The following is a 26531-nucleotide window of genomic DNA, read 5'->3' as shown; positions in this document are numbered from 1 at the left end:
TGAACTAGCATTCTCTTTATATCAATCCATAAACTTTAGTTGCCTATTATAGGGACTCCTATGGACATGTCAAGGCGAAAAAACTGAAAAAACCTCTATCGCCGGATAGATAAGTCGAAATTTTAAGTCATTTCACTTCTTCGTAGTCAACGCTATAATGGAAATAGGCAGATTTTCAAAAATAAGTCCTCTAGGGAGGCCAAGAACTGCCAGAGACACCGAATCGAACGGGAAGCCAACGCCGCTCGACGGAAAAGACCTCCGCATAAGACGGAAGGACAATCCCAGGGATTTTTCCCGCAGAAAAGGAAGGCGATCGACTTGAGTACCGTTTGGGAGGACAACTACAGCTACACGGCGAGAAACGTTCGTCCCTCGCCGGTCAGGGAGATGCTGGCGGTCATAAAACAGCCGGGCATGATCTCCTTTGCCGGCGGCATGCCTGCTCCGGAGGTATTTCCGGTGGACAAATTCTACGAGGGGGCTCACGTCCTCAAGGACGACGGCAAAAACCTGCTACAGTACGGTACGACCGAGGGCTTCCCTCCTCTGAAAGAGTTTCTGGCGTCCTTCACCGCCGAGAGGATGGGAAGGACCGTGAAAACCGACGAGATGCTTCTCACCACCGGATCCCAGCAGGCCCTGGAGCTCTTCGCCTCCGCCCTCATAGATAGAGGAGACTTCGTGATAACGGAGAACCCCTCCTACCTGGCGGCTCTGACCACCTTCTACAACCACGGAGCCCAGTTCCTGGGGATACCCACTGATAACGAGGGGATGAAGGTCGACCTGCTTCCGGGAGTCATAGAGAAGGCCCGGGCCGAGGGCAAGAAGGTGAAGTTCATATACACCATAGTGAACTTCCATAACCCCGGCGGATCGACCATGAGCCTCGAGAGGCGCAAGAAGCTGGTCGAGATATCCCAGCGGTTCGACATCCCCATATTCGAGGACGACCCCTACGGCTACGTCCGCTACGAGGGGGAGCACCTTCCTTCCATATTCTCCTTCGACGACAAGGGAGGAACCCTCTACGCCGGATCCTTTTCCAAGATATTGGCTCCCGGGTCCAGGATCGGCTGGGTCACAGGCAGCAAGGAGATCATCCGAAAGATGGTGGTCTTCAAACAGGCGGCCGACCTCTGCTCGAGCCCCATATGTCAGTCTCTGGTCTACGAGTACTGCCGCAAGGGATACCTCTCGGAGCACCTTCCGGTGATAATAGACACCTACCGCCCCAAGAGAGACAAGATGGAGGAATGTCTTCAGAAGTACCTGGCCCCCTACGGCATATCCTGGGTGAAACCCGAGGGAGGGTTCTTCTTCTGGCTCGATATGCCCGGAATCGACTCCAGGGAACTCTTCAAGAAAGCGGTGGACAAGAAGGTCGCCTTCGTGGTGGGAACCCCCTTCTGCGTTGACGAAGCGGCTGGAATAGACAAGGCGAGGCTCAACTTCACCTTCGTACAGCCCGACGTGATAGAGGACGGAATCTCCCGACTGGCCGAGGCCATAGGGGAGATGAAGGCCTAGGGTCTGGCGTCGAAGGGACAAGAAGGCTACAATCTAGAAGGACACTTAAGAGGTCTGCCCTAAGGGCAGACCTCTTCGTCGAAGATATAATAAGGAGGAATAGAGATGTCCGATACGATCCAAGGCCTTTTGAGCCAGTCCGCAAGGGGAATAAAGCCGTCGCCCATAAGGGAGATGTTCCATCTGATAAGAAAACCGGGAATGATCTCCTTCGCAGGAGGCATGCCCGATCCCGACATCTTCCCGGTGGAACAGTTCCACCAGGGAGCGGACATTCTACTGGAGGAAGGCCGGGATATCCTCCAGTACGGGGTCACGGAGGGCTACACCCCTCTCAAGGAATTCCTGTCCCGTTGGACCGCGCCCAAGATGGGCAGAGAGCCTTCGATGAACGAGATACTCATAACGTCTGGCTCCAGCCAGGTAGCCGACCTCCTCACCAGGGCCACGGTAGACAGAGGAGACTACGTCGTCTGCGAGGAGACCTCGTTCCTGGGCAACACCATAAACATGTACAACCAGGGAGCGAACTTCCTTACCATACCCTGCGACGAGAACGGAATGCTGGTAGACAAAATCTCCGACGCAGTGGACCAGGCCAGATCGGAAGGCAAGAAGGTCAAGTTCATCTACACCATACCCAACTTCCACAACCCCCTGGGCTGTACCCTGTCGCTGGAGAGGAGAAAAGAGCTGGTCGCCGTCGCCAAGGACAAGGGGCTCATAATCCTCGAGGACGATCCCTACGGCTGCGTCAGGTTCGAGGGAGACGAACTGCCCACCCTCTACTCCCTCGACGACGCCGGGTTGGTCCTCTACGCCGGGTCGTTCTCCAAGATACTTGCCCCGGGAACCAGGGTAGCCTGGGCTATAGGCCCTAAGGACCTCATAAGGACCATGACCGTATTCAAACAGGGTGTGGACACCTGCACCAGCGTGGTGGCCCAGGCACTGGTCTACAAGTACTGCCAGTCGGGCAACCTCGACGCCTTTTTGCCCAAGATAGTGTCCCACTACAGGGCGAAAAGAGACGCTATGGAGGCGGCTTTCGCAAAATATCTTCCTAAGGAAGAGGTAGAGTACGTTACCCCCAAGGGAGGCTTCTTCTACTGGCTCACGACCCCCAACATCAGGGCGGAAGACCTCTTCCAGAGGTGTCTGGAGAAAAAGGTCGCCTTCGTATGCGGCGCTCCGTTCTTCCCCAACGGAGGGGGCGAACACAGCTTCAGGATGTGCTTCACCTTCGCCTCGCCGGAGGAGACCGACCGAGGGATCAAGGCCATGGGAGAGGCCATGAGGGAGCTACTGGCCGAAAAAGGGTAACACGAGGAGGTCGCCATGTTCGGAGACACCATAGCAGCAATCTCCACGGCATGGGGGGACGCAGGCATCTCGATAATTCGGATGTCCGGCCCCGATGCCTTCGATTTCGCCGGGTCCCTCGTAAGGACCCTTACCCCGCCGGATAAGATGAAGTACAGGATTATGTACAACGGATCGCTCCTGGACGAGAGCGGAGGTTCCATCGATCAGGTGTTGCTCGTCCTCTTTCAGGCTCCCAAGAGCTACACCGGCGAGGACCTGGCGGAGATACACTGCCATGGCGGAAGCCTGGTGGCACAGAGATGTCTTGAGAGGTGTCTCCAGAAAGGCTGTCGTCACGCCGATCCGGGAGAGTTTACCAGGAGAGCCTACGAAAACGGCCGACTGGACCTTTCCCAGGCGGAGGCGGTAAACGGCATAATCCACGCCCGCAGCAACGAGGCGTTGAGGGCGGCCAACAGGACGCTCCAAGGGGAGCTATCCCGGTTCGTCCGAGAGATATACGACGAGTTGCTGGGGCTATCCGCCGAGCTGGAGGTAGGCATAGACTTTCCCGAGGAGGACGTTCCCTACATAGAGGATCAGGACGTCTCCGACAGAATGGAGACCCTTATTCAGGATCTGGGAGACCTGTTGGATCGCTGCACCACCGGTTACCTCCTGAGAGAGGGGATAAGGGTCGCCCTGATCGGGAGACCCAACGTCGGGAAATCCTCTCTCCTCAACTCCCTGCTCAGGGAGAGCAGAGCCATCGTGACCTCCATACCGGGAACTACCAGAGACGTGATAGAGGAGGTCTTCACCCACAGAGGCATCCCTCTGAGACTGATGGACACGGCAGGACTAAGGGAAACCCCGTCCGACGAGGTCGAGGCCATGGGGATAGAGAGAACTACCAAGGCGATAGACGAATCGGACGTGATCCTATGGATATTGGACGGAAGCGAGCCCCTGGAGATACCGGACAGGTCTCTGGCAGGAAAGCTATCGGGAAAACCCCACATAGTAGCCCTGAACAAATCCGATCTGCCCAAGGCCTTCGACGAGACGGATATAGCGAAGCTCCTTCCTGAATCCTGGGTAATAAGGATATCGGCACAGGAAAAGCGGGGACTTGAGGAGCTGAAGGAGGCCATAGTGGACCTGGTATCGGGAACGGGGACCCTAGACGCGGGACTCAACGCGACTGCCAGGCAGGTAGAGGAGATAAGGGTAGCCATCGAATCCCTGGCGGACGGAAAGGGAGCCCTGGACTCCTATTCGGATCAGACCCTGGCCGCCTCAAGCATCAGGGAGGCCCGATCGGCCCTGGAGAGACTATTAGGACTCCAGGACGACGAGGCTTTGCTCGACCTCGTGTTCTCTCGATTCTGTGTCGGAAAATAACTACTAATATGCAATTTGTAAAACCGGTTGTTTGAGTATATTATAGAGTGGCGGAGGAGGGTGAGCCATGGAAAAAAAAGCGAGAACAAACTACCCTATAAACGACCTTTTGGTCAGACGATGGAGCCCCAGGGCCTTTTCTTCCAAGATTCCCGGGAAGGAGATAGTCCTGTCCTTTTTCGAGGCCGCCCGATGGGCGCCGTCTTGTTTCAACGAGCAGCCCTGGACTTTTATCTACGCCACCAAAGAGGATCCCGAGGAGTTTCAGACCATGCTGGACTGTCTGGTACCGGGCAACGTCAGGTGGGCCTCGGAGGCACCGGTACTGGTTATAGCCGTGGCGGCGGAAAAATTCGCCAGCGGCAGGGACAACCTGTGGGCCTGGCACGACGTCGGGATGGCGGTTGAAAACCTCATACTCGAGGCCACGTCCAAGGGCCTGTTCGCCCATCCTATGGCCGGTTTCGATGGAGACAAAATCAAGGAGACCTACGATATACCTGAGGACTACACCCCTGTTACTGCCATAGCCATCGGATACCCCGGAGAGGCGTCTTCGCTTCCAGAGGATCTACAGGAGGCCGAGGTAGCACAGAGGGAGAGGAAAGCGGTTTACGAGTTCACCTTCCGCAGAACCTGGGGCGACAACAGAGGGGTTTAAAAAGCATAAAAGAGCCGATCCGTCTAGACGGATCGGCTTTTTTGTCGTCTCTATACTGCCTGTAGGCAGTTGGGTCAGCTTCTCTCGCAGAGTTCCAGCAAGACACCGCCGCTGGCCTTGGGATGCACGAAAGCTATCTTTGCGCCGCCGGCTCCGATTCTGGGGGTCTCGTCTATCAGGCGAACACCCTTTTCCTTCAGCTCGGCCAAGGCTTTCTCGAGATCGTCAACCCTGATCGCCATGTGGTGGATACCCTCGCCCTTCTTCTCTATGAACTTGGAGACCGGGCTGTCCTCCGAGGTCCCTTCCAGAAGCTCTATCTCCGTCTCCTCGATGGGAAGGAAGGCGGTCTTCACCTTTTGATCTGCGACCTCCTCCACTCCATGACAGTGGATACCGAGACTATCCTCCCAGAACTTTAAGGATTCCTCTATGCTCTTAACCGCTATTCCGATGTGGTCCACGACCTTTACGTTCACCACGAATCTCCCCTTTCAAGAACATGGATCAATTGTATCAGGTTTTTACCGTCCCGACACGGGGGAAAAGAGAGGACATTCGACCTGTTTGAATATCGTCGGACCTTATCTCAACTCTCCTCGGATGACTCCTCTTCCTCCTCCATCGGAGGACGGTATATCAACACGGAACAGTTGGCATATCTGGCCACCGAGGTGGCGGTGCTGCCGACCAGGAACCACTCTAGAGCCGACTGCCCTCTGTGCCCCATTATTATCAGATCTATATCCTTATCCTTGGCCAGGTCTATTATGGAGGTGGCGGGATTGCCCTCTTTAACTATTACGTGTATCCTTGCCGGGTCGTAGCCTATACAGGTGTTGCTCTCCTCGCTACAGGCGGACTTTATGTACCGTCTCAGCTTTTTCTCCGCTATCTCCAGTATCTCCTGGCCGAACTGAGGCGGGAGCCAGGGCTCGTAGCCCTTCCATAGCGTTGGATGGGGAACTATGTGGATGAAGCCAATGTCGGCATCCATCATAGCCGCCATCTCGTAACCGTAACGGACCAACCCCTCCGAGAGATCGCTGAGGTCCACTGCTACCAGTATCTTCTTCATATGGATCTCCTCCTTCCTGCCGCCGACGGATCGACGCTTTCCAAGCTCGGTCTCTAAGGTTATTATGGCAAGATAAAGGAGCAAACACAAGAAAGAATGTTTAGGAATAGACCGGAAAGGATGAACCGTATATGTCGCTTCCCAGCTATACCCTGGCGGCCATAGGAGCGGTGATAGGAGCGGTGGCGGGATCTTTTTTCAACGTCGTCGCAGAGAGGACCGTCTCGGAGAGACCCTGGTGGGGCTCGGAGAGGTCCACCTGTCCCAGCTGTGGTCAAACCTTGCAGGCCCTGGATCTGATCCCTCTGATCTCCTGGGTCGTCTCCGGAGGAAGATGCAGATACTGTAAAGCCGCCATATCGATGAGATACCCCATCGTGGAGCTGCTTTACTCTATGTGGGGGGCGGTGGCCCTCTACCTATGGGGACCGTCTCCGGCAGGAGTCGGGGCTATGGCGGGGGGATGGCTGATGATGCTCAACGCCCTGACGGACCTCGAGTCGGGCTACGTCTACGACCACCTGGCCGGGACCATCGCCGCGACAGGAGCGCTACTTCGGATTTTCGGAGGGACGGAAGCCCTGCTGGACGGGGCTATCGGCGCCGCCGCCGCCGCTGGGATCATAGCGATCATAGTGATATTGAGCAGAGGCGGAATGGGCTGGGGAGACGCAACTCTGATGGGAGGAGCGGGAGCTCTTCTCGGATGGAAGATGGCCTTGATAGCCACCTATCTGGGATTCATGATAGGCGGACTCTTCGCCGTACTTCTCTTGTTGTTGAAAAAGGCGGCAAGAAAGGACTCGGTTCCCCTCGCTCCCTTTCTGACCGCCGGGTTCATGGCAGCTCTCGTATGGGGACCCGACATACTGGGTTATCTGGGACAATCGCCCGGCTGGCCCTGGAGATGAGCCGACACCGTCTCCGCCATAAGATCCAGAGGTTGTGTAGAGGGAACTCCATCTAGGCTCCTGAAGGGATGATCGGCCCCGTCGATCACGGTAAAGTAACTGCTGGAGACCGATATCAGGTCGAAAAGCCTCCGACAGGAGAGCTCGTCGAAGGTATCGTCCTCGCTTCCGTAAAAGAAATCCACAGAGGAGACCTCCACGTTTCGGCAGGCCTCCCGGAGGACCTCGGGCTCACAGATGGAGCTCAGTACAGGCAAGGAGGTCTTTATGGAACTGCCGGACCTCAGGGTATCGCCGCTACCGGAGATGACCAAAGCCTCTACCCGGTCCAAAGGCACGGAGGGGACCTCCAGGCCAAGATCGGAAACCGGCTCCACCGCTCCTCCTGCGATCATTAGAGAGTCTATTCCACCGAGAGAAAACCCCCATAGGCAGATCCTCCCATCGGGAAATAACTCGGAAACCTTGCTTAGCCCCGACATATGGTCGAAAAGCTCCTGGCCGTATTTTTTTCCAGAAAAAGCGGCGTAGGCCCAATCGGACCGGTCGGGAAAATCTGACCTGTTCCTCTCGTCCCTGCTTGTCTCGACCAGACAGGTAGTTATTCCCCGTTCCGACAGTCTCCTGGCCAGATCTCCGTATTTATTGCCCTCCTCCAGAGACGCCACTCCGTAGACACCGTGAAAGAGACAGACCACCCAAGGGCTTCCCTTAGGGGCCTCGAGGACCTCGATCCTGACGGAACGATCGCCGTAACTTCCAGGCGCATCCACATAAAAACCGCTCATCTACTGGACACCTCCATAGGACGAGAAAACGGGAGAGAAGGTTTCCCTCCTCTCCCGGCTAAAGACGACAGACTTTACGTTTAATCTCCGTCGTATTCCACAGAGTCCTCTTCCGCAATGGACAGCCAGGCCTGCCAGTCGAAGCGGATGAGACCGCTTACTATGTAGACCGATATCAGGGCCAAGAGAGCCTTTTCCTTGAGGAGAAACACCACCGTGGCCACCAGGACCTTCAGGAAGAGCATCCTCTTTCGATCAACTCCACCTCTTTTAAGCCCCTTCAGATTGCTGTAGGAAACGGTGGAGATCATTAGAGATCCAGCCAAAACCACCATGGCCGCCATCGCCGCCGGAGACAAAGAGACACCGGCGATGGTCCAGGAGGCCAGAAAGAGCCCCCCCGCCGGTATGGGAAGTCCCTGGAAGGGACCGGGAACGTGAACGACGTTGAACCGGGCGAGACGAAGCGCCCCACAGAGGGCGAAGAAGACCGCCACTAAAGCCCCCCCGACACCGGGAACGGAGGACAACACCGTCGAGTAGACCAGTATGGCCGGAGCCACGCCGAAACTCACGACGTCGCCGAGACTGTCGAACTCCACTCCGAAGGCGCTGCTGACCCCCAGCATCCTGGCGACCTTTCCGTCCATGAAGTCGAAGAAGACGGCGAAAGCGACCAGCCAGGCCGCGGGGAAAAACTGCCCCTTCATGGTCAATATCAAAGACAACATGCCGCAGAGCAGGTTCCCGCTGGTTATCATGTTAGGGATGTAGGCCCTCCAGTGAATATCGTGGCCCTTCAGCTTAATCGGTCCTCTCATGGCGACACACTCCTATACAGGTTTTGCCGGCGAAAACCTTTTGTCCGACAGATGTCTTTAACTGTACACCTTCGGGAAGATAGACGTCAACTTTAGAGCCCAACTTAATCATGCCGAAACGCTGACCTCTATCGTATCGACCTCCCCTTCTGGTCCTGGAGACGATCCGTCTCGCCAGAAAACCGGCTATCTGGACCACCATGGAAGGCCCGCAGTCGGTGTGGAAGCCTAGGTAGAATCTTTCGTTGTCCTCCGAGGCCTTATCGGCGAAGGCCATCCATTTTTTGCCCGGAACGTATTTCATGTACTCCACCGTACCGGCCCGGGGAAGCCTGTTGACGTGCACGCTGAGAGGGTTCATGAATATGCCCACTTTGGTGGCAGTACCGGTGTAGGGATGGTCCACCGAAACTATCTCCACGACCTCTCCGTCCGCAGGTGAGACCCATCCCTCCGGGCCGCATTCGGGGACCCTGTCGGGGTCCCTGAAGAACCACAGCACCAAAGCGGCCACCGGCAACAGCAGAATCAGCGAAGGGATCCATAGGACCGTCCCCGCCGCCACGGCGCTCCAGGCAAGAGCTATGGTGACGTAGCCGTCCTTGGCGAACCTCATTCCAGATCCTCTCCGTCCATTTTAACCACGCTCAGATCCACCACCGAGTCCCCGCCGTCCAGACGGACCACTATCGATCCTGCTGCGGTACGGCCGAGTACCCTGATCTCCTTAGCCGCCACCCGAATCATGCGGCCTTTGGCGGTCATGACTATGATCTCGTCGTCCTCGGAGACGGACGTAGCGGCTGCGAGCAACCCGGTTCTGGAGTTGGTCGTCATGACCTTCATGCCGCCTCCGCCCCTGTGGTGGACGGTGAAGTCCTCGAAGTTCGTCCTCTTTCCTATGCCGGTCTCGCTGACCAGGATGGGACGACGATCCTCCGTGACTACCTCGCAGCTTATTATCCTATCTCCGTCCTTGAGTCTCATCGCCTTGACTCCTCTGGCGGACCTGCCCATGGGACGGAATTCGTCCTCCGAGACCCTCAGGGCCTGTCCCATGGCGGAGATCAAAAGGAGGTCGTCCATCCCGGAGGTGGGAAGGATCTGGGCTATCTCGTCTCCCTCGTCGAGGGTTACCACCCTGCGGCCCGCCCTGGTGAGGTTGTCCAGCTCGGAGGAGGGAAGCCTCTTGGCTATGCCCCTTCTCGTAAGGAAGAAGAGGAAACCGGCTTCTTGGCCTCTGCGGGTCTTCATGCTGACGACTCTCTCGTCGTCCTCTAGGGAGATGTATTTGCCGATGAGCTTGCCCTTTCCGGTCCTGCTCTCGGATATGACGTACCCCTTTATGGCGAACACCCTGCCCTTGCTGGTGAAGAGGAAGATGTCGTCGTGGGTGGTCCCCACTCCCATGAGAGACACCTCGTCCTCCTCCCTGAGCCTGGCTCCTCTACGACCCTTGCCTCCCTTAGCCTGAAGCGAGTAGTCCTCAAGGGGAACCCTGCGCAGATAACCGTCCCGGGAGAGCATTACCACGATGTCCTCCCGGGGTATGAGGTCCTCGTCGGAGCAGTCCTGACCCACCCTGTCCACGATCTTGGTCCTGCGATCGTCGCCGTATTTGCCCTTCAAGGCGACCAGTTCCTCCACTATGACGCCGTCCAGGACCTTCTCGCTGTCCAGGATCGAACGATACCTCTGGATATCGGCAAGAAGCCCGGCGAACTCGTCGTTGAGCTTATCCCTCTCGAGTCCGGTGAGTCTCTGAAGCTTCATGTCCAGGATGGCCTGAGCCTGGATCTCTGTGAAGCCCAGTTCCTCCACAAGCCGTTCCTTGGCTAAAGCGGCGTTGTCCGACCCTCTGATCAGGGCTATGACCCTTTCTATCACGTCTAGGGCCTTCACCAGCCCCTCCAAAATATGGGCCCTGGCCTCGGCCTTCTGCAGCCGGAACTCGGTCCTCCGTCTGACGACGGTCCTTCTATGCCCCAGGAAGACATGGAGCATATCGGTCAGGGAAAGCTCCACCGGCCGTCCGTCCACCAATGCGAGGTTTATCACCCCGAAGGTGTTCTGGAGCTGGCTCCTCCTGTAGAGCTGTCTTATTACGAGCTCGGGGTCGACGTCCCTGGAGACCTCGAGCACTACCCTGAGCCCCTTTCGGTCCGACTCGTCCCTGATGTCGGTGACTCCGTCGATGGTCTTGTTTTGCACACATGAAGCTATGGTCTCTATCATTGTGGTCTTGTTGACCATATAGGGGATCTCGGTGATGACGACGTTGCTCTTACCCCTCTTGCCCTCCTCCACGTGCACCAATCCCTGCACCACCAGGCGGCCTCGACCGGTGCGGTAGGCGTCTATTATGCCGTCCTTTCCGAGAATTATCCCGCCGGTCGGAAAATCCGGACCGGGCATACGAGCCATCAGCTCGCCGAACTCGGCCTGGTCTCCCGCCTCTATGAGATAACATATGGCATCGACGACCTCTCCAAGGTTGTGGGGAGGCATATTGGTGGCCATACCGACTGCAATGCCGGTGCTTCCGTTAACCAAAAGGTTGGGCACCTGGGAGGGCAACACCATAGGCTCCTTCAGGGATTCGTCGAAGTTGGGGCCCCACTCCACCGTGTCCTCGTCGATATCCTGAAGCATAAGCTCTCCCAGCTCCTGGAGTCTGGCCTCTGTGTATCTCATGGCGGCGGCGCTGTCTCCATCGATGGAGCCGAAGTTGCCCTGTCCATCGACCAGGGTGTAACGCATACTGAAATTCTGGGCCAGTCGAACCATGGTATCGTATATGGCCGAGTCTCCGTGAGGATGGTACTTACCCATGGTCTCTCCGACCACCCTGGCGGACTTCTTGTAAGATTGATTGTGTCTGAGCCCCAGTTCCTGCATGGCGAAGAGGATACGCCTCTGCACCGGCTTCAATCCGTCCCTGGCGTCGGGGAGAGCTCTCCCGACTATGACGCTCATAGCGTAGTCCAGATAGCTCCTCTTGATCTCCTCCACCAGAGGATGACGGATTATCTTTCCGAAAAGAGTCTGTTCTTCCATTAAAAAACCTCCGTAGGGGTAAATTTGAGAACCCCGTCTTTATGCGACGAAAGATCTTTCGTCGCATAGCCTATTTATTTTATCACGAAGGACAACGGCGGTGACGGGAAAGTCCCGCCACCGCCGCCGCCCCGTGTCGCGAAGAGATTGGAGGTAAATGCCCCGAGATGAAGGTCCCCCTCGGACCCTCACCGCGAGACAAGATTGGATTTAAATACCGAGAAATAAAGAACCGCCACGAAGAGAGCTCCTCCCACGATGTTGCCGACCGTGACCGGTATCAGGTTGTTGACGTATCCCCAGAGGCTGACGGCTCCGAGGTCACCGGCAGGAAGAGCCGCAGCGGCGACAACCGAGGGGTCTCCCTTCAGAAGAATCCCCATGGCCATAAAGTACATGTTGGCGATCGAGTGCTCGAATCCAGAGGCCACGAAGACCATTATGGGAAAGTAGATCGCCCATATCTTTCCTATCACGGTCTCGGAGCTCATGGAGAGCCACACGGCCAAGACCACTATCCAGTTGCAAAGTATGCCCCGAAAGAAAGCCTCCCACCAGGGAAGACCCATCTTTCCCGCAGCGATGGCCAGAGCCTTGGCTCCTATATCACCTCGCCACAGTCCAGTATTATACACGAGAACCGCCACCAAGACAGCCCCCAGTAAGTTGGCTAGATACACCCAAAACCAGTTTCTCAGCACGTCCCTCATGGGAAGTCGGCCAGCCATGACCGCAAGAGGCATAACGCAATTGCCGGTGAAGAGCTCCGCGCCGGCCAAGACCACCAGTATAAGCCCTATGCTGAAGACCGATCCTCCGATCACCTTGGCGACCCCGACCGAGGCGACGTCGAAGGTGGTCACAGTCATCGCCCAGCCCCCGAAAGCGACGTAAGCTCCGGCCAGACCTCCCAGGACCATCATCTGAGGAACGGACCAAGCAGCCTTCGTCTTGGCTGAATCGCATACGGAACGGGCGATGTCCAGGGGTTTTTTCATCGAGACACGTCCTTTCTATATTTTACGATCGGATCGGTCAAGTATAACAAAAATAACGGCTATTCGGGCGAAGTTTCCTCGATCGCTCCGACGTTCTCAGCCATATATTCCTTAAGCCACAGGGCTATGTTCGGGTCCCTCAGAGCCTCTGGGTCTCCTAAAATATCCAGGATCTCCACGCTATCCAGCACGAAGACCCTGCCGTCTATCTCGTGACGATATATCCACCGAACAGTCGGATCCGACATCAGGAGGGTCACGATCGACGAGGGAACGTCTCCCATCGGAGGAAGGTCGATGGAGTCCAGCCGAAAAGAGGCCTTCAAGGAGGTACCGACTCCCAGGCGAGAGGATAGTTCCAGAGAACCACCGCATAGCTCCGCCGACTGACGTAGAAAGGGGATCCCCAGCCCGACCTTTCTGGTGGTCCTTGTGGTGTAGAAGGGATCCACCACCTTGGCGCAGGTCTCCTCGTCCATCCCGTCGCCGTCGTCCTCCACCAAAAGGGTAAGCCAGCCTCCGGCACGATCCTCTACGAGATCTACCGTGACGTTACGGGCTCCGGCTCCTACACTGTTCTCAGCTATGTCCAATATGTGAAGGGACAGATCGTCAAGCATGGAGATTTCCTCCTTCCGTCATATGATAACAGACCGTCCACCCTCTCCTCTAAGGGCCAGGGCGACCTCGTCAAAAGTGGGTTCCTCCAAAAACATCAGAGAACAGCGATCTTTCGATATCTCCTCCAGTCGATGGGAATCGGACGACCTGAGAAAGGTTCGGTCGGGATAGCTCTCCCTCCAAAGGCCGATCTCGTCCGTCGTGACCCTGGGGGAAAGCTCCAGTCCGTCCACCGGGAGGCTCTTTGGCACGAAACCGAGGACGGCGGGATAGGAAAAAGCCGGTCTGTCCACGTGGGCCAGTATGGCCACTCCCCTCAGCTCATGGACCCGATCTACCACACGATCCACCGAACGATCCGTTCCCTGTATCAAGAGCCTGGAGACCATGTCGACCACCCCGTTATCCCGGTCTATTACGACCTGATACCCAAAGACGTCCTCTCTGTTGGGGACATCGGGCAGGGTATCCCAGACCCACTCCTGACAGACAAGGGCCGAGCCGTAATCGCCGAACAGGGCCACCACGTGAACGTCCTCGGCCGACTGGATCTCCATGCCTGGGATTATCCTTATGGGCTGACCCTCCGCCGCCCCCGCCAGAGCCGGGTAGTTGAGGCAACTGTTGTGGTCGGTCACCGCCAGTAAGTCTATGCCCTGTTCGACCGCTCTGCTCACTATCTCCGGAGCCCCCATCTCCAGCTCGCCGCAGGGGGACAGGACGGTGTGGAGATGGAGATCGACGACGAAGGGCTTCAAGGTCATTCCCCCTCGACGAGCCCCATGCCGTATATCCTGCCGCACAGGCCGTAGGCGGACATCTCCGTCTTCGCCAGGGTTATTCCCTCGGCGTCGCATCGGGCCACCAGGTCCTCCTCGACAGGACGGCCCGCCGCCACTATAACTAGAGGCATATCCCTGAGCACCGCCACGGCCGCCACGTTTACGTGGGAATGTATGGTTATCCATCCCCAGCCGGGCTGTCCTTTGGCCATGACGAAACTCAACAGATCGCCGACGACCATCCCGGACACATCCGCCTGGACGTCTCCGGCGGTCAGCACGGTCAACCCTAATTTATCCACTAGCTCATTCACCTTCAAAAGGGATCACCTCTTTCTGTTCAAAGCGTGAGGCGAACGGGACGACAGCTCCGCCACCTCCCGAGCCAGTTCGTAGATTCTCTCCCTGAGCTTGAATATGCAGTCCGTAGGCTCTCCGTTACCTCTGACCACGTCCTCGGCAAGGGCCTTGCAGGACGGACGCCCACAGGATCCGCAGTCTATATGGGGCAGCTCGGCGTAAATCTGGTTCATCTCCCTCAGCCTCACCATGGCCTGCCCCAGATCCTGGTCCAGAGGGAGTCTCTGCCTCGCCTTGAGGGGATCCGCTAGCTTCCATATTCCGATCTCGTACCATCGACTCACCGCCTCGGTCTCCTGTTCCGTCATGGTCCATTCCACGTCTATGTGATCCAACCTGAGGTGGGTCAGAAAGCGGGATTCCAGGTTACCTACCCCTCCGATACAGCCGAGATCGCAGGCACGACACTCTATGTAGTCGACCCCCTCCAGCCTTCCGAGCTCCAACTCCCTGAGGAGATCCATCGTGTTTCTGAGTCCGGCGACGGAGATGGTCCTTATAGGCCTATCGCAAAAGGCAGCGACGTGCTTGGCTTCTCCTCCTCTTAGCGACCATAGGAGATAGCGGAGATCGCCGCCGCAGGGCTCCACCGGTTGATCGACCTCGACCCCACCGGCCAGGAGATCCCTGACGACGTTCTGTATGGAAACGGCGTATTTCATCGAGCTCTTCGAACGTCCCTCCGGGGACCTGACCAGGGCCACCTTGGCGGGACAGGGAGCTATCAGGGTGACGTCGTCTCCTCGTCCCGTATCCTCCCGCCAGAGGGAGACCGCCGTCTCCAGAGGAGACTCGACCGACACGAAGCGACCGACCAGCTCGGGATAGTTTATCTGTATCAGCCTTATGACCGACGGACAGTAGGTCGAGATAAGAGGGAGACCCTCCGGCCCCCTCTTCTCTATTTCCTTGGCGATGGCGTAGGCGGTGACGTCGAAGGCCAGGGACGTCCAGGGAGTTATGTCCTCCAACCCCGCCTCTTTCAACCTGGAGCTGAACACCTCGGGGCAGTTGTAGCCTCTAGTTTGAACGTAGAAGGCCGGGTCCGCCGCAATAAGGGCGCTGTCCTGACTGGCCAGGAGCCGCCAGTTGTCCTCGTTGATCAAGATGGCCCTATCCTCGCACTTTCTAATGCATTCGCCGCAGTCGACGCAGAGTTCCGGAATGATCATGACCTTTCCGTCCAGCACTCTCATGGCCTCGGTGGGGCAGACCTTTATACATCTGGCGCATCCCCTACAGGCGGAAAGCTGAACCTTGATGCCGGTAGTCACCACATCACCCTCTCTCGAAACGCAAGGTGGCCCTCAAGGTGGTTCCCTCTCCGAGAGCCGTCTCTATGTCGAGTTCGTCCGAGTTCCTCTTTATGTTAGGCAAGCCCATCCCCGCTCCGAACCCGAGCTCTCTGATCCTGTCCGAGGCGGTGGAGTAGCCTTCCTGCATGGCCAGATCGACGTCGGCGATCCCTGGACCGTGATCGACCGCCTCTATCACCAGGCTATCCGAGGAGATGGAGGCCTTTATGACCCCTCCTCCGGCGTGGATCATCACGTTCATCTCCGCCTCGTAGACCACCACGGAGGCCCGCCTCGTGACGTCCGACGGTATGCCAAGCATCTTCAAAGTACCCTTCAGCTTGGTAGAGGCCTCCCCGACCTCCAGAAAACTATCGCCCTTGACGACGTATTCCTCAACGTAGACCTCCGTCATCTGGGACATCGCCTCTCTATCTCGCAGGGCAACATCCCCTCCCTGAAGAGGATTCCACAGGTCTCGAACATGCTTTTGTAGGAGAGCAAAACGGGCATATTCAAAGAGGAAGCCAGCTCCACAGCCTCTTTCTGCGGATACTTTCCCCTGACGAACACTACCGCTGGAATGTCCAGCATCTGGGCGGTCCTGACGATCTGTATGTTGGTCAGACCGGTCAGCAAGAGCGATCCCGGGACGGCGAAGGCCAGGACATCGCTCATCAGGTCGGCACCGTAGACCCTCTCGACCTCCAATCCCTCCAGCAGATCGTCTCCGTAGAGGACGTCCGCCTCTATATGCCGGACCACCTCGAGCAGATTCATGGATCTACCACCGCTCCAGGTGAAGCCTGTCTCCCGGATCGCCGCTATGGGGCCTCTTGGTCTCGGCGGGATAGCCCACGGAGGCCAGTCCCATTACCGGCACGTTACCCGGGACCCCCAGCATCTCCTGGATTCGGGCCCCTCCGTCGGAAAGATGACATACCCCCAGCCACACAGCCCCTAGCCCCAGGGCCTGAGCGCCTATCAACAGGTTCTCCATGGCGGCGGCACAATCCTGCTCCCAGTAGCGACGAGACAGGTCGGTCTTCTCCGTCTCGGCACAGATCGCCACGGCCAGAGGGGCCTTGGCCAGCATGGCGCCGTAGGGATGGACTTTCGACAGTTCCTCCAGGGTCCCTCTTTCCTTTATAACCACGAAATGGGTCGGCCTGCCGTTTCCGGCACTGGGAGCCGCGGCGGCACAGCGGACCAGGACATCTACCTTGTCGTCCTCTACGGGTCTGTCCTCGTAGCTCCTGATGCTCCTCCGTGCAAAAATGGTCTCCATTACCTTGTTGTCCATCTCCATGGCGATACCTCCTGTTCAACTTGTGGTTCTCACGAAATCGACGAGAGCCCTCAGATCCTCCAAAGTAGAGGCGACCGGACGCCCTTCCTCTCTGGAACGATTGCGCAACAGATAGGCGGGGTGGAATATGGGCCTGACGGCCAGATCCATGCCACCCAAGCTACCGCGGTGAAAACGCCCCCTTAGGGTAGAGATCCCCTCTTTGGTGTCCATGATCGCCTGGGAGGGGACGTTCCCCACGGTCACCACCACCTGCGGTCTTAGAAGGCCGACGATATCCTCCAGCCAATGGAGACAGGCCTTGATCTCCCCTTTTTTGGGGTTCCTGTTTCCCGGAGGACGACAGTGGACGACGTTGGATATAAACAGATCCTCCCGTTTAAGCCCAGCCTCGGCCATGAGATCGGTGAGGAAACGGCCGGAACGACCCACGAAAGGTCGCCCCGAAGAGTCCTCCTCCGCACCTGGGGCCTCTCCCACCAACAGGACAGAGCTGTCCTCCGGGCCCTCTCCGAACACCACGTTGTTCCTCGTCTCCCAAAGGGGGCATTTGCGACATCTCCCGACGGCCTCCTTCAGTTTCAACCAGCTCAAATCAGCCACCTACCGAAAGGGCGACCACCCCGAAAAGGATGGCCCCTATACCCAAAAGCTTCGATAATCCCATAGGCTCGCCAAACCAAAACACAGACACGGCCAGAACCAGAACGTAGACCATGGCGGACATCATAGGATATGCCACGGACAGGTCTACCCTGGAAAGGGCGGCGCTCATGAAGATAAAGGAGACCCCGAAAAGCGACACCCCCGCTATAGCCCAAGGGTTAGAGACTATCTGAAACAAGGCCCTCAAGGCCCCATCGTCCATCAGATCCCCTCTTCGGCCGAACCCCGCCTTCATCATAGAGCTACCGGCGGCGTTGGTTAGGGCCGAGCCGAGTATCAACATAAAACCGAGCCTATCCATAGGACAACTCCTCTCCCCTCGGATCGTCGAAAATTGCAAAAAACCTCGAGACCGTATATTATCGCCGAGGTCGTCTTTTCCATTATACACGGGGATATAAAACAGCTGAAACGGCGGTTGGGGGAATGATACTTTATGTTCAAATCTGACGTGAGAAACGGGATACTCCTTTTCATACTTTCCGGGGTCATGTTCTTCTCTCTTCTGGGAGGACACGGCCTGCTGGAACCCGACGAGGGGCGTTACAGCGAAATTCCCAGGGAGATGATCGAGTCGGGAGACTACGTCACCCCCAGGCTCAACGGGGTGCTATATTTCGAGAAGCCGGTCCTCCATTACTGGCTGACGGCGTCGGCCTTCTCCGTTTTCGGCCAAAACGAGTTCGCCTCCCGGTTCTGGCCGGCCCTGCTCGGGGTGCTGGGGGTCCTCTCGACCTACGTTATGGGATCGGAGCTTTACGGTAAAAAAAGCGGCTTCCTGGCAGGGACGATCCTGTCCTCCTCGCTGCTCTACTACGCCACGGCTCAGATCAACCTGACCGACATGCCTCTGAGCGCCTTCGTGACCCTCGCCATGATCGGGTTCGTACTCGCCCTTCGAAGGAACAGACGATGGTTGATATTGTTCTATCTGGCCATGGGGGCGGCGGTGCTGACGAAAGGGCTCGTAGGCATAGTCCTTCCCGGCGGGGCTATACTCATGTACATACTGTGGACCAGAAGATGGTCCATTGTGACCTACTCTCTGTACCTTCCAGGCATCGCCCTCTTTCTGGCGGTAACCGTTCCGTGGTTCAAGGCGGTCTGCGACGCAAATCCCGACTTCTTCCATTTTTTCTTTATCCAGGAGCATTTCCTGAGATACACGACAAGGCTCCACCACAGATACGAGCCTTTCTGGTACTTCATTCCCATAGTGATACTGGCGACCGTGCCATGGACGGGCTTCCTGGTGCCCTCGAGAAAAATATCGACGGATAAAAACGGCCAGACACCTCTGATGATCTGCTGGTTCGCATTCGTGTTCATCTTTTTCTCGGCCTCGAGCTCCAAGCTGGTACCCTACATGGTGCCGGCCCTTCCTCCTCTGTCCATACTGATAAGCGCCAGGGCGATCTCATTGACGAAGAGGGGAAATCTGAGATCTCTAAAGACCGCGTTGGCCTGGACCTCCACGATAACGGTCCCCCTGGGAGCCGCCTTGATCGCCTATCCTTTTCTCCAGGACGACCTTCCCCGTGATATCATGGTTGGTCAACTGGTCCACAAAGGGATAATATTGCTTTTAGGAACCGTTGCCGCCTGGATCTTCGCGTCCAGGAAAAACCTGGAGAAAACCGTTATATGCCTCGCCGTCACGGGGGTAATATGGACGGGGTCCTTCAAGACGGGATTCTCACTGTACGACCGGATAAACTCGGCCAGGGACCTGGCGATGCTTATAAAGCCCCATATCGAGGAAGGAGACGTCATGGCTCAGTACGGCCAATACCTACAGGGAATAACCTTCTACCTCGAGAGGAGAAACGTGTTGGTCGACTACGAGGGAGAGCTGGCCTTCGGGGCATCCAGAGAAAGAGATCCCCGATGGTTCATCGGCCTTCCCCAGTTTATCCGGCTCTGGAACGGCGGCGACAGGGTTTTTCTGATCGCTAAAAAAGAGAGCTACGACAGCACGCTGAAGGACAGGCTTGAACCGGCCTACGTCCTGGGAACCGACTGGGAGGGCGACAACGTCGTGATATCCAACAGAAAGACAGAGGAGGCGACAAAATGAGAGAATCATTTCTTCCCTTCGCCCGTCCCGACGTGGACGAGGCATCCATAGAGGACGTATGCGACTCCATAAGGTCCGGGTGGCTGACCACCGGGCCGAAGACTGTAAAATTCGAGAGGGAGTTCGCCGAGAAGGTAGGAGCCACCCACGCCATGGCGGTGAGCTCCGCCACGTCGGGACTGCATCTGGCCTTTCTGGCCTTGGGTATAGGTCCGGGAGACGAGGTGATAACCACTCCCATGACCTTCGTGGCGACGGTCAACGCCGCCATATGGACCGGAGCGAAACCGGTTCTGGCGGACATAGACTCGAAGACCCTGAACGTGAGGCCCGAGCTCATGGAAAAGCTCGTCAACGAGAGGACCAAGGCCCTGGTCCCGGTCCACTTCGCCGGACGTCCCTGCGACATGGACTCCATAGAGGACCTGGCGTCCAGACACGGCCTGGCGGTGGTGGAAGACGCGGCCCACGGCCTGGGAGCTTTCTACAGAGGGCGTTCAATAGGGTCGGACAGGGGGGCCAGACGATGCTCGGTGTTCAGCTTCCACCCGACGAAAAACATCACCACCGGGGAGGGAGGCATGGTATGCACCTCCGACGAGGATATGGCGGAAAGGGTCTCGGTCCTGAGACAGCACGGCATGAGCAAGGGAGCCTGGAACCGCTACGCCGCCAAGGGGCCCCCTCACTACGACGTTCTGTTCCCGGGATACAAGGCCAACATGATGGACATACAGGCGGCCATAGGCAGAGGACAGCTCCGTCGTCTCGATAGATTCAACAGCAGAAGACGTGAGATAGTCGCCAGATACATGGCCGAGCTATCGGACCAGCCCGGGTTGATACTGCCCCAACCTCAATCGGACGACACTCTCCACAGCTGGCACATATTCACCCCCTTCGTGGACGTGGACGTCCTCGACATAGACAGGGACGGCTTCATGGCGGCCATGAGGGAGCTCAACATAGGCACGGCCCTGCACTACCAGGCCTTGCATCTGTTCTCCCACTACAGGGACAGATACGGATGGAAAAGGGGCGACTTTCCAGAGGCGGAATACGTCTCTGACAGGATAGTATCCCTCCCCCTGTTTCCCGCCATGAGCGATACCGACGTGGACGACGTCGTAAAAGGGGTCCGATCCGTCCTGAGGTCTCATCTAAAATGACCCCGGAACTATCGGTCGTCGTTCCCGTCTACAACGAAGAGGCATCCCTGCCGGAGCTGTTCAGACGAGTCCTTCCGGTGCTGGACGGCTTGTCCAGATCCTACGAGCTGATACTGGTGGACGACGGCAGCAGGGACAGATCTCTTGCTATCTCCCTTAAGTTCAGGGAAAAGCGAAAGAATCGGGTCAAGGTAGTGGAGCTGAACGGCAACTTCGGCCAGCATATGGCCATAATAGCCGGGTTCTCCATCTCCCGAGGGAAGATGCTGATCACCATGGACGCCGACCTGCAGAACCCTCCTGAGGAAATACCCCGGATAGTGGATGCCATGGAAAGAGGACACGACGTGGTCGGCACGATCAGAAAGTTCAGACAGGACCCCTTGTTCCGCAAGGCCGCCTCTAAAATGGTGAACGCCGTGACCAACAGGATCACAGGCCTCAGGCTTCACGACTACGGATGTATGTTGAGAGGTTACGACAGGCGTATCGTGGACCTCATATTGCAATGCCGGGAGACCACGACCTTCATACCGGCCCTGGGGCAGAAGTTCGCCGTAAACCCCGTGGAGATAACTGTCAGACATTCGGAGAGGGTAAAAGGGGAATCCAAATACGGCCTGTTCAGACTGATAAGGCTTAACTTCGACCTGATGACGGGCTTCTCCATCGCCCCCCTCCAGGCCGTGACGGTTACAGGAATGACCGTTGCGGTCATGAGCCTTCTCTTCACCGCCTTCCTGATCCTCAGGAGGATAATAATAGGACCCGAGGCGGAGGGACTCTTCACCCTGATGGCGATAAACTTCTTTCTGATGGGGGTGACCATGATCTCCGTAGGCATAGGAGGCGAATACATAGGCCGAGTCTATCAGGAGGTAAGGCAGAGACCTCGCTACGTCGTCAGACAGGTCTATCAGGAGGAGGAAGAGCTATGAGTAAACCGGCCATAGCGGTATTCGCCTACAACGAGGTGGGATACCGCTGCCTGGAGACCCTGTTCGACATGGGAGCCAACGTAGTTGCGGTCGTGACCTACACCGACGACACCGACGAGGAAATATGGTTTCGATCGGTGGCGGAGCTGGCCAGGAGCAGGGGAATAGAGCCCTGGCTCGATCTGGACCTGAAGGACCAGGAAAACGTAAAGACGATAAAGAAACTCAAGCCCAAGCTGATCTTCTCCTTTTACTACCGCGACATCATACCGGAGAAGATCCTCAAGACCGCAAAGCTGGGAGCCTACAACATGCACGGGTCCCTGCTGCCCCGCTACAGAGGGAGAGCCTGCATCAACTGGGCCATACTGAACGGAGAGAAAGAGACAGGGGCGACGCTCCACCGCATGACCTCCAGGATAGACAGAGGCGAAATCATAGACCAGGAGGTCGTCAGAATAGAGGAAACCGATGGGGCCAAAGAGGTCTTCCTGAAGGTATGCGACGCGGCATCGGAGATAGTGGCAAGGACCCTTCCGGAGCTGGAGTCGGGCAGGGTCGTCGGAGCCGCCCAGGACGAGACCATGGCCACCGAGTTCGGAGGCAGAAGGCCCGAGGACGGCATAATACGCTGGTCCAACGACAGCCGCAGGATATACAACCTCATAAGGGCAGTGACCCACCCCTATCCCGGAGCCTACACCGACTACAGAGGCAGAAAGCTCTTCATCTGGTGGGGAAAACCCCAGGAAGGGGCCTCACTGGGGAAACCCGGCGAGGTGCTGTCGCTGGATCCCCTCACGGTGGCGACCGGACGGGGAAACCTCATGATACTGAGAGCCCAGCTGGACAAAGAGAACGAGATGGACGGACCGGACTTCGCCCGGAAAAACCTGAACGTAGGAACCCTGCTGGGACAGGGCTCCTAGGAAGACTAAAAACGGAGGAAATAAATGAAAGTATTCGTGCTAGGAGCAAACGGCTTCATAGGATCCCATCTGATAGAGAGAATTCTGGAGAAAACCGACTGGACCGTCACGGCCTTCGATCTGAGGGACGACAATCTGAGAGGATCGGACAACCCCAGGCTATCGATCAAATTGGGAGATCTCTACGAGGAGGATCGCTGGATAGAGGACGAGATAGCCGGCAGCGACGTGGTTATCCCTCTGGCCGGAATAGCAAAACCGGCCTACTACATAACCAACCCCCTTATGACCTTCGAGCTGGACTTCGAACAGAACCTCAAGATAGTCCGGATGTGTGCCGAACGGGGCGTCCGGATAATCTTCCCCTCCACGTCCGAGGTGTACGGCATGAGCACCGGAGACTGGCTTATGGAGGACGAGAGCCTGCTGATCCAGGGCCCCATAAAGAACAGCAGATGGATATACAGCTGCAGCAAACAGATGATGGACAGGGTCATAGCCGCCTACGGACAGGAAAGGGGGCTTCCCTACACCCTGTTCAGGCCCTTCAACTGGATAGGCCCCAGGCTGGACACCTTCAGGGACGCGGAGGAGAGAAAGGCTCGCTCGATAACCCAGATGATCTACGACGTCTCGATCGGACGACCGATAACTCTGGTCGACGGAGGAAGACAGAGGCGAAGCTTTACCTACGTCACAGACGGGGTAGACGCCCTTATAGCCATAATAGCCGACGTAAAAAAGAGCGCCGACGGCGAGATCTTCAACATAGGCAATCCCGACAGCAACCACTCCATAAAGGGGCTGGCGGTGGCGGTGGTGGATGCGATGAAAGACTTCCCCAAATTCGCCGAGGCCGCTTCGAAGGCGACCTTCGTGGAAAAGGACTCGACCGAATACTACGGCAGGGGCTACGAGGACGTACAGGACAGAAAACCGTCCATATCCAAGGCGGAGGAGCTGCTGGACTGGCACCCCCAGGTCGACTTCCACGAGGCGGTCAGGAGGACAGTGGCCTTCTATGCGAATCGCCCTTAAAGTCGACGTAGACACCCTGAGGGGTTACCTCGAGGGAGTCCCCCGCCTGCTGAGACTGATGGACCGAAGGGAGATAAGGGGATCGTTTTTCTTCTCCTTCGGACCGGATAACTCGGGCAAGGCGATACGACGGATATTCCGAAAGGGATTCATATCCAAGATGGTTCGAACCAACGCGCCGGGGACCTACGGCCTCAAGACCATGATGTACGGCACTCTGCTTCCGGCACCCATGATAGTGCCCTCCGCCCCCTCGATACTGAAAAAGGTCGCAAAGAGCGGCCAGGAGACGGGTATACATTCCTGGGATCACGTGAAGTGGCAGGACCGTCTGGACCGTCTGTCGAAATCGGAGGTAGAATCTCTTCTTCGAAAAGCCGGGAAGATGTACCGGGAGGTCCTAGGGACGCCCTCTCTGTCCTGTGCCGCTCCTGCCTGGAAGACCAGCCTCGCCAGCCTGTCCATACAGGACCGTATGGAACTTCTCTACGCCAGCGACGCCAGGGGGAAAAGCCCCTTTCTTCCGTCTCTGAGAGGAAGGGTTTTCCGAACCCCTCAGATACCCACGACCCTCCCGACCATGGACGAGATACTCGGAAGGGTCGGCTGCACTCCCGACAACGTCAACGACATCTACATGTCGCTTTTGACGGAGGGTCTGAACGTACACACGGTCCACGCGGAGATGGAGGGCATGTCGATGCTTTCCAAACTGGACGAATTCGTGAAAAGGGCGAAATCCGACGGCGCCGAGTTCGTGACCCTCAAGGAGGAGGCGGAAAAACTGGATACGGAGAAACTTCCGGTCTGCGAGATGATCCAAGGAGAGATCCCCGGCAGAGCCGGAGCGGTCTCGCTACAGGGGAGGGAGGTATATAACCTTGAGGATAGGGGTCGATCTGGGGGGACATAAGATAGCCGCCGGAGTCGTGGAAAAGGGCAAGGTAGTAAACCGGGCCTGGGAACCCACCCCCAGGTCCAGGACGCCGGAGGAGACCACCGAAGCGGTGGAAAGGCTGGTCAAATCCCTGAAGGTGAAGTCGACAAAATCCATAGGGATAGGGCTCCCGGGGATGCTGTCCCTGGACGGAAGATCCGTTTTGAGACTGACCAACCTGCCCCGATGGGAGAACTTTCCCATGGCGGAGATCCTCGAGAAAAAACTCTCCCTCCCGGTAGCACTGGACAACGACGGAAACTGCGCGGCCCTGGGAGAGATGGAATCGGGAGAGGCAGTCGGGATGAAGGATTTCGTGATGATGACCCTGGGCACGGGCATAGGAGGGGCTATCGTATCAGGAGGTCGCCTGATAAGAGGTCACAGAGGTCTGGCCGGAGAGATAGGACACGTGGCCCTGCTCCACCACGCCCCCTGTAACTGCGGCGGCGTGGGACACGGGGAGACCCTCTTCTCGGCGGACACCTTCGACCTCAGGTGCTCGGAAAAAGGGGTTCCGTCGGTGCCGGATCTGTGGGACCGACGGAACGACGAAGAGCACAGGGGCTTCTGGGACCGATCCCTGGAGGGACTGGCCTGCGTGATGATATCGGCGATACACCTTCTCGATCCGGAGGCCATCGTCCTGGCAGGTGGGCTGTCAAACCTGCCGGGACTGGTCAGGGAGCTGCGACCGTTCCTGGAGGAGCGCCTGGCCATAGCTTTTCGACCGATGCCCCCTGTTAAAATATCCTCTCTCGGAAAGGACGGTCCGGTTATAGGAGCGGCGTCTCTGACGAGCACTCCCTGAGATAGTGGGACAGGACGAACCCCGGAGCGGAGGACGAGGCCAACAGAGAATAACATCCGAGAGCGTGGATGAACTCGACGGGATAGTCCATCTGACTCCAGACGGTGAACCCCCTGCCGGCTAGTGAGGCTATCCCCACCCCGGCATAGCTGCCGGGGTTCTTCATGTCCCCCTCTGCCTGACTGCAGGCTATGACGTGGGGCTTGGGAAGCCCGTCGAAAGCGCTCTCCACCGCATGAAGAGCGCCGGAGGGGGCGTTGCCCGCTCCGTAGCCCAGTATGGCCAGAACTCGCTCCTCACCGGAAAGCCTGGGAGAGAAACCTGGCGTACAGAACAGCCAGGCCATCCGGCTGCTTATATTCCTCGCCTCTTCCGGGCCGTGGCCCATGGCCTTCTCCGCCAGAGGAGACAGGGTATGGGAAAGAGGCTGTCTCACAGTTCCCTTTCGGTCCTTCCTGGCCCATTCAGGGTTGAAGTACATAGGCTGACCGTTGGTGGCCACATAGGCGTCGGGATGAAGAGCCTGGGCCTTGTGGGCCCTGTTCCCCGGGATCAGCTTCCAGTTGCAGTAGATCCATACTCCGGAGATATCCGAGCAGGCCACCTGGGCCGCTCCCCTGAGGTTTACCGTGACGTCCTCCGGCATATAGTCCAGTGTGAGCTGACTGCCGGTAAGCACTATGGGCACGTCCACGTGGGGAAAACACAGGCTGAGCCAGGCGGACGTGTAGGCCATGGTGTCCGTTCCGTGGAGGATTAGAAAGCCGGTAGCGCCGTTCTCGAGCTCCCTAGCGATCGATGACGCCAGCTCGACCCAATGACCGGGATCCAGATCGGAGCTGTCCAGCCCCGGAACTCCCCAGGGTTCGCGACATATCACGTCCACGTCTCTGCCGGCGAAGAAACCGGAGAGATGCTCCCTTAGAGCGCCTACCACCGTGCTGTCCGGTCCCTTGCTTCCTCCCTCTCCGAAGGCGCTGGCTATGGTGCCTCCGGTGAAAAGCACTACAAATCTCTGCAAATCCCGTCACGTCCTTTTTTGC

The 26531-nt window shown here is 57.4% G+C and carries 29 protein-coding genes; 12 read left to right on the top strand and 17 right to left on the bottom strand.

From position 1 onward, the window contains the following. Positions 1-321 precede the first annotated feature (321 nt). From L2W58_RS07500 to L2W58_RS07485, 4 genes are all read left to right on the top strand, one after another. Positions 322-1533: an aminotransferase-like domain-containing protein gene (locus tag L2W58_RS07500; protein WP_236102729.1), complete on the top strand. Its 1212-nt coding sequence runs from the start codon at positions 322-324 to the stop codon at positions 1531-1533. Positions 1534-1638: 105 nt separating this feature from the next. Then, positions 1639-2856 carry an aminotransferase-like domain-containing protein gene (locus L2W58_RS07495; RefSeq protein ID WP_236102728.1) on the top strand — a complete coding sequence of 406 codons (1218 nt, stop codon included), beginning with the start codon at positions 1639-1641 and terminating at the stop codon, positions 2854-2856. 15 nt (positions 2857-2871) lie between these two features. After that, entirely contained in the window at positions 2872-4242 is a 1371-nt protein-coding gene (mnmE, locus tag L2W58_RS07490; protein ID WP_236102727.1) for a tRNA uridine-5-carboxymethylaminomethyl(34) synthesis GTPase MnmE, read from the top strand. A 67-nt stretch (positions 4243-4309) separates the two neighbouring features. Beyond that, the gene (locus tag L2W58_RS07485; RefSeq protein ID WP_236102726.1) at positions 4310-4903 is read left to right on the top strand and encodes a nitroreductase family protein; all 594 of its coding nucleotides are present in this window, start codon (positions 4310-4312) and stop codon (positions 4901-4903) included. Positions 4904-4977: 74 nt separating this feature from the next. Here L2W58_RS07485 and mce read toward each other — a convergent pair whose 3' ends face one another. Together mce and L2W58_RS07475 are read right to left on the bottom strand one after the other, a co-directional pair. Beyond that, complete coding sequence (mce, locus tag L2W58_RS07480; protein WP_236102725.1) at positions 4978-5382, bottom strand: methylmalonyl-CoA epimerase; 405 nt, start codon at positions 5380-5382, stop codon at positions 4978-4980. Positions 5383-5492: 110 nt separating this feature from the next. Then, complete coding sequence (locus L2W58_RS07475) at positions 5493-5981, bottom strand: universal stress protein (RefSeq protein ID WP_236102724.1); 489 nt, start codon at positions 5979-5981, stop codon at positions 5493-5495. A 131-nt stretch (positions 5982-6112) separates the two neighbouring features. Here L2W58_RS07475 and L2W58_RS07470 point away from each other — a divergent pair, with 131 nt between their 5' ends. After that, positions 6113-6892 carry a prepilin peptidase gene (locus L2W58_RS07470; RefSeq protein WP_236102723.1) on the top strand — a complete coding sequence of 260 codons (780 nt, stop codon included), beginning with the start codon at positions 6113-6115 and terminating at the stop codon, positions 6890-6892. On the opposite strand, the gene L2W58_RS07465 is transcribed toward L2W58_RS07470, so the two are convergent. The 14 genes from L2W58_RS07465 to L2W58_RS07400 all read right to left on the bottom strand — a co-directional run bounded on the left by L2W58_RS07465 (position 6856) and on the right by L2W58_RS07400 (position 17890). After that, on the bottom strand, positions 6856-7680 hold the full coding sequence (locus tag L2W58_RS07465; protein WP_236102722.1) for an alpha/beta fold hydrolase: 825 nt from the start codon (positions 7678-7680) through the stop codon (positions 6856-6858). The two genes, L2W58_RS07470 and L2W58_RS07465, sit on opposite strands and share 37 nt — an antisense overlap. A gap of 80 nt (positions 7681-7760) precedes the next feature. Next, positions 7761-8501, bottom strand: coding sequence for a CDP-diacylglycerol--serine O-phosphatidyltransferase (gene pssA / locus L2W58_RS07460; protein ID WP_236102721.1), 741 nt, complete (start codon positions 8499-8501; stop codon positions 7761-7763). Then, positions 8485-9117 carry a phosphatidylserine decarboxylase gene (locus L2W58_RS07455; RefSeq protein ID WP_236102720.1) on the bottom strand — a complete coding sequence of 211 codons (633 nt, stop codon included), beginning with the start codon at positions 9115-9117 and terminating at the stop codon, positions 8485-8487. The genes pssA and L2W58_RS07455 overlap by 17 nt, the downstream gene beginning before the upstream one ends. Then, positions 9114-11558: a DNA gyrase subunit A gene (gene gyrA, locus L2W58_RS07450; RefSeq protein ID WP_236102719.1), complete on the bottom strand. Its 2445-nt coding sequence runs from the start codon at positions 11556-11558 to the stop codon at positions 9114-9116. Before gyrA ends, L2W58_RS07455 begins: the two co-directional genes overlap by 4 nt. Before the next feature lie 188 nt (positions 11559-11746). Next, positions 11747-12556: a formate/nitrite transporter family protein gene (locus tag L2W58_RS07445; protein WP_236102718.1), complete on the bottom strand. Its 810-nt coding sequence runs from the start codon at positions 12554-12556 to the stop codon at positions 11747-11749. Between the two features lie 59 nt (positions 12557-12615). Beyond that, a complete protein-coding gene (locus L2W58_RS07440; RefSeq protein ID WP_236102717.1) occupies positions 12616-13176 on the bottom strand; it encodes an ATP-binding protein in 561 nt (186 codons plus the stop codon). Positions 13177-13194: 18 nt separating this feature from the next. Continuing rightward, the gene (locus L2W58_RS07435) at positions 13195-13941 is read right to left on the bottom strand and encodes a PHP domain-containing protein (RefSeq protein ID WP_236102716.1); all 747 of its coding nucleotides are present in this window, start codon (positions 13939-13941) and stop codon (positions 13195-13197) included. Then, positions 13938-14273 carry a serine kinase gene (locus L2W58_RS07430; RefSeq protein ID WP_236102737.1) on the bottom strand — a complete coding sequence of 112 codons (336 nt, stop codon included), beginning with the start codon at positions 14271-14273 and terminating at the stop codon, positions 13938-13940. The genes L2W58_RS07435 and L2W58_RS07430 overlap by 4 nt, the downstream gene beginning before the upstream one ends. 12 nt (positions 14274-14285) lie before the next feature. Continuing rightward, positions 14286-15593, bottom strand: coding sequence for a [Fe-Fe] hydrogenase large subunit C-terminal domain-containing protein (locus L2W58_RS07425; RefSeq protein ID WP_236102715.1), 1308 nt, complete (start codon positions 15591-15593; stop codon positions 14286-14288). A gap of 4 nt (positions 15594-15597) precedes the next feature. Then, positions 15598-16029, bottom strand: a complete 432-nt coding sequence (locus tag L2W58_RS07420) for an ATP-binding protein (RefSeq protein ID WP_236099563.1) — start codon at positions 16027-16029, stop codon at positions 15598-15600. Then, complete coding sequence (locus tag L2W58_RS07415; protein ID WP_236099562.1) at positions 16026-16394, bottom strand: DRTGG domain-containing protein; 369 nt, start codon at positions 16392-16394, stop codon at positions 16026-16028. Before L2W58_RS07415 ends, L2W58_RS07420 begins: the two co-directional genes overlap by 4 nt. A 4-nt stretch (positions 16395-16398) precedes the next feature. Further along, positions 16399-16923 (bottom strand): nitroreductase family protein, encoded by a 525-nt coding sequence (locus L2W58_RS07410; protein WP_236102714.1) that lies wholly within the window; start codon positions 16921-16923, stop codon positions 16399-16401. 15 nt (positions 16924-16938) lie between these two features. Continuing rightward, positions 16939-17526, bottom strand: coding sequence for a uracil-DNA glycosylase (locus L2W58_RS07405; RefSeq protein ID WP_236102713.1), 588 nt, complete (start codon positions 17524-17526; stop codon positions 16939-16941). Further along, positions 17519-17890, bottom strand: coding sequence for a DMT family transporter (locus L2W58_RS07400; RefSeq protein ID WP_236102712.1), 372 nt, complete (start codon positions 17888-17890; stop codon positions 17519-17521). The genes L2W58_RS07405 and L2W58_RS07400 overlap by 8 nt, the downstream gene beginning before the upstream one ends. A gap of 135 nt (positions 17891-18025) precedes the next feature. On the opposite strand from L2W58_RS07400, the gene L2W58_RS07395 reads away from it, so the two are divergent. Genes L2W58_RS07395 through L2W58_RS07365 form a run of 7 tightly spaced genes read left to right on the top strand, consistent with a single transcriptional unit; the run spans position 18026 to position 25488 of the window. Further along, positions 18026-19666 carry an ArnT family glycosyltransferase gene (locus L2W58_RS07395; RefSeq protein WP_236102711.1) on the top strand — a complete coding sequence of 547 codons (1641 nt, stop codon included), beginning with the start codon at positions 18026-18028 and terminating at the stop codon, positions 19664-19666. Continuing rightward, complete coding sequence (locus L2W58_RS07390; RefSeq protein ID WP_236102710.1) at positions 19663-20835, top strand: DegT/DnrJ/EryC1/StrS family aminotransferase; 1173 nt, start codon at positions 19663-19665, stop codon at positions 20833-20835. The genes L2W58_RS07395 and L2W58_RS07390 overlap by 4 nt, the downstream gene beginning before the upstream one ends. Beyond that, a complete protein-coding gene (locus tag L2W58_RS07385; protein ID WP_236102709.1) occupies positions 20832-21773 on the top strand; it encodes a glycosyltransferase in 942 nt (313 codons plus the stop codon). Before L2W58_RS07390 ends, L2W58_RS07385 begins: the two co-directional genes overlap by 4 nt. Beyond that, complete coding sequence (locus L2W58_RS07380; RefSeq protein WP_236102708.1) at positions 21770-22702, top strand: formyltransferase; 933 nt, start codon at positions 21770-21772, stop codon at positions 22700-22702. Before L2W58_RS07385 ends, L2W58_RS07380 begins: the two co-directional genes overlap by 4 nt. Positions 22703-22726: 24 nt before the next feature. Continuing rightward, a complete protein-coding gene (locus L2W58_RS07375) occupies positions 22727-23740 on the top strand; it encodes a bifunctional UDP-4-keto-pentose/UDP-xylose synthase (protein WP_236102707.1) in 1014 nt (337 codons plus the stop codon). Beyond that, entirely contained in the window at positions 23724-24653 is a 930-nt protein-coding gene (locus L2W58_RS07370; RefSeq protein WP_236102706.1) for a 4-deoxy-4-formamido-L-arabinose-phosphoundecaprenol deformylase, read from the top strand. The genes L2W58_RS07375 and L2W58_RS07370 overlap by 17 nt, the downstream gene beginning before the upstream one ends. Then, entirely contained in the window at positions 24622-25488 is an 867-nt protein-coding gene (locus tag L2W58_RS07365) for an ROK family protein (protein ID WP_236102705.1), read from the top strand. The genes L2W58_RS07370 and L2W58_RS07365 overlap by 32 nt, the downstream gene beginning before the upstream one ends. Here L2W58_RS07365 and L2W58_RS07360 read toward each other — a convergent pair. After that, positions 25454-26509, bottom strand: coding sequence for an asparaginase (locus L2W58_RS07360; RefSeq protein ID WP_236102704.1), 1056 nt, complete (start codon positions 26507-26509; stop codon positions 25454-25456). The two genes, L2W58_RS07365 and L2W58_RS07360, sit on opposite strands and share 35 nt — an antisense overlap. Positions 26510-26531 lie beyond the last annotated feature (22 nt).

The organism is Dethiosulfovibrio faecalis, assembly GCF_021568795.1.
Taxonomy (GTDB): domain Bacteria; phylum Synergistota; class Synergistia; order Synergistales; family Dethiosulfovibrionaceae; genus Dethiosulfovibrio; species Dethiosulfovibrio faecalis.
Note: the sequence above shows the minus strand (reverse complement) of the source record. Positions and strands in the feature narration are given on the sequence as shown.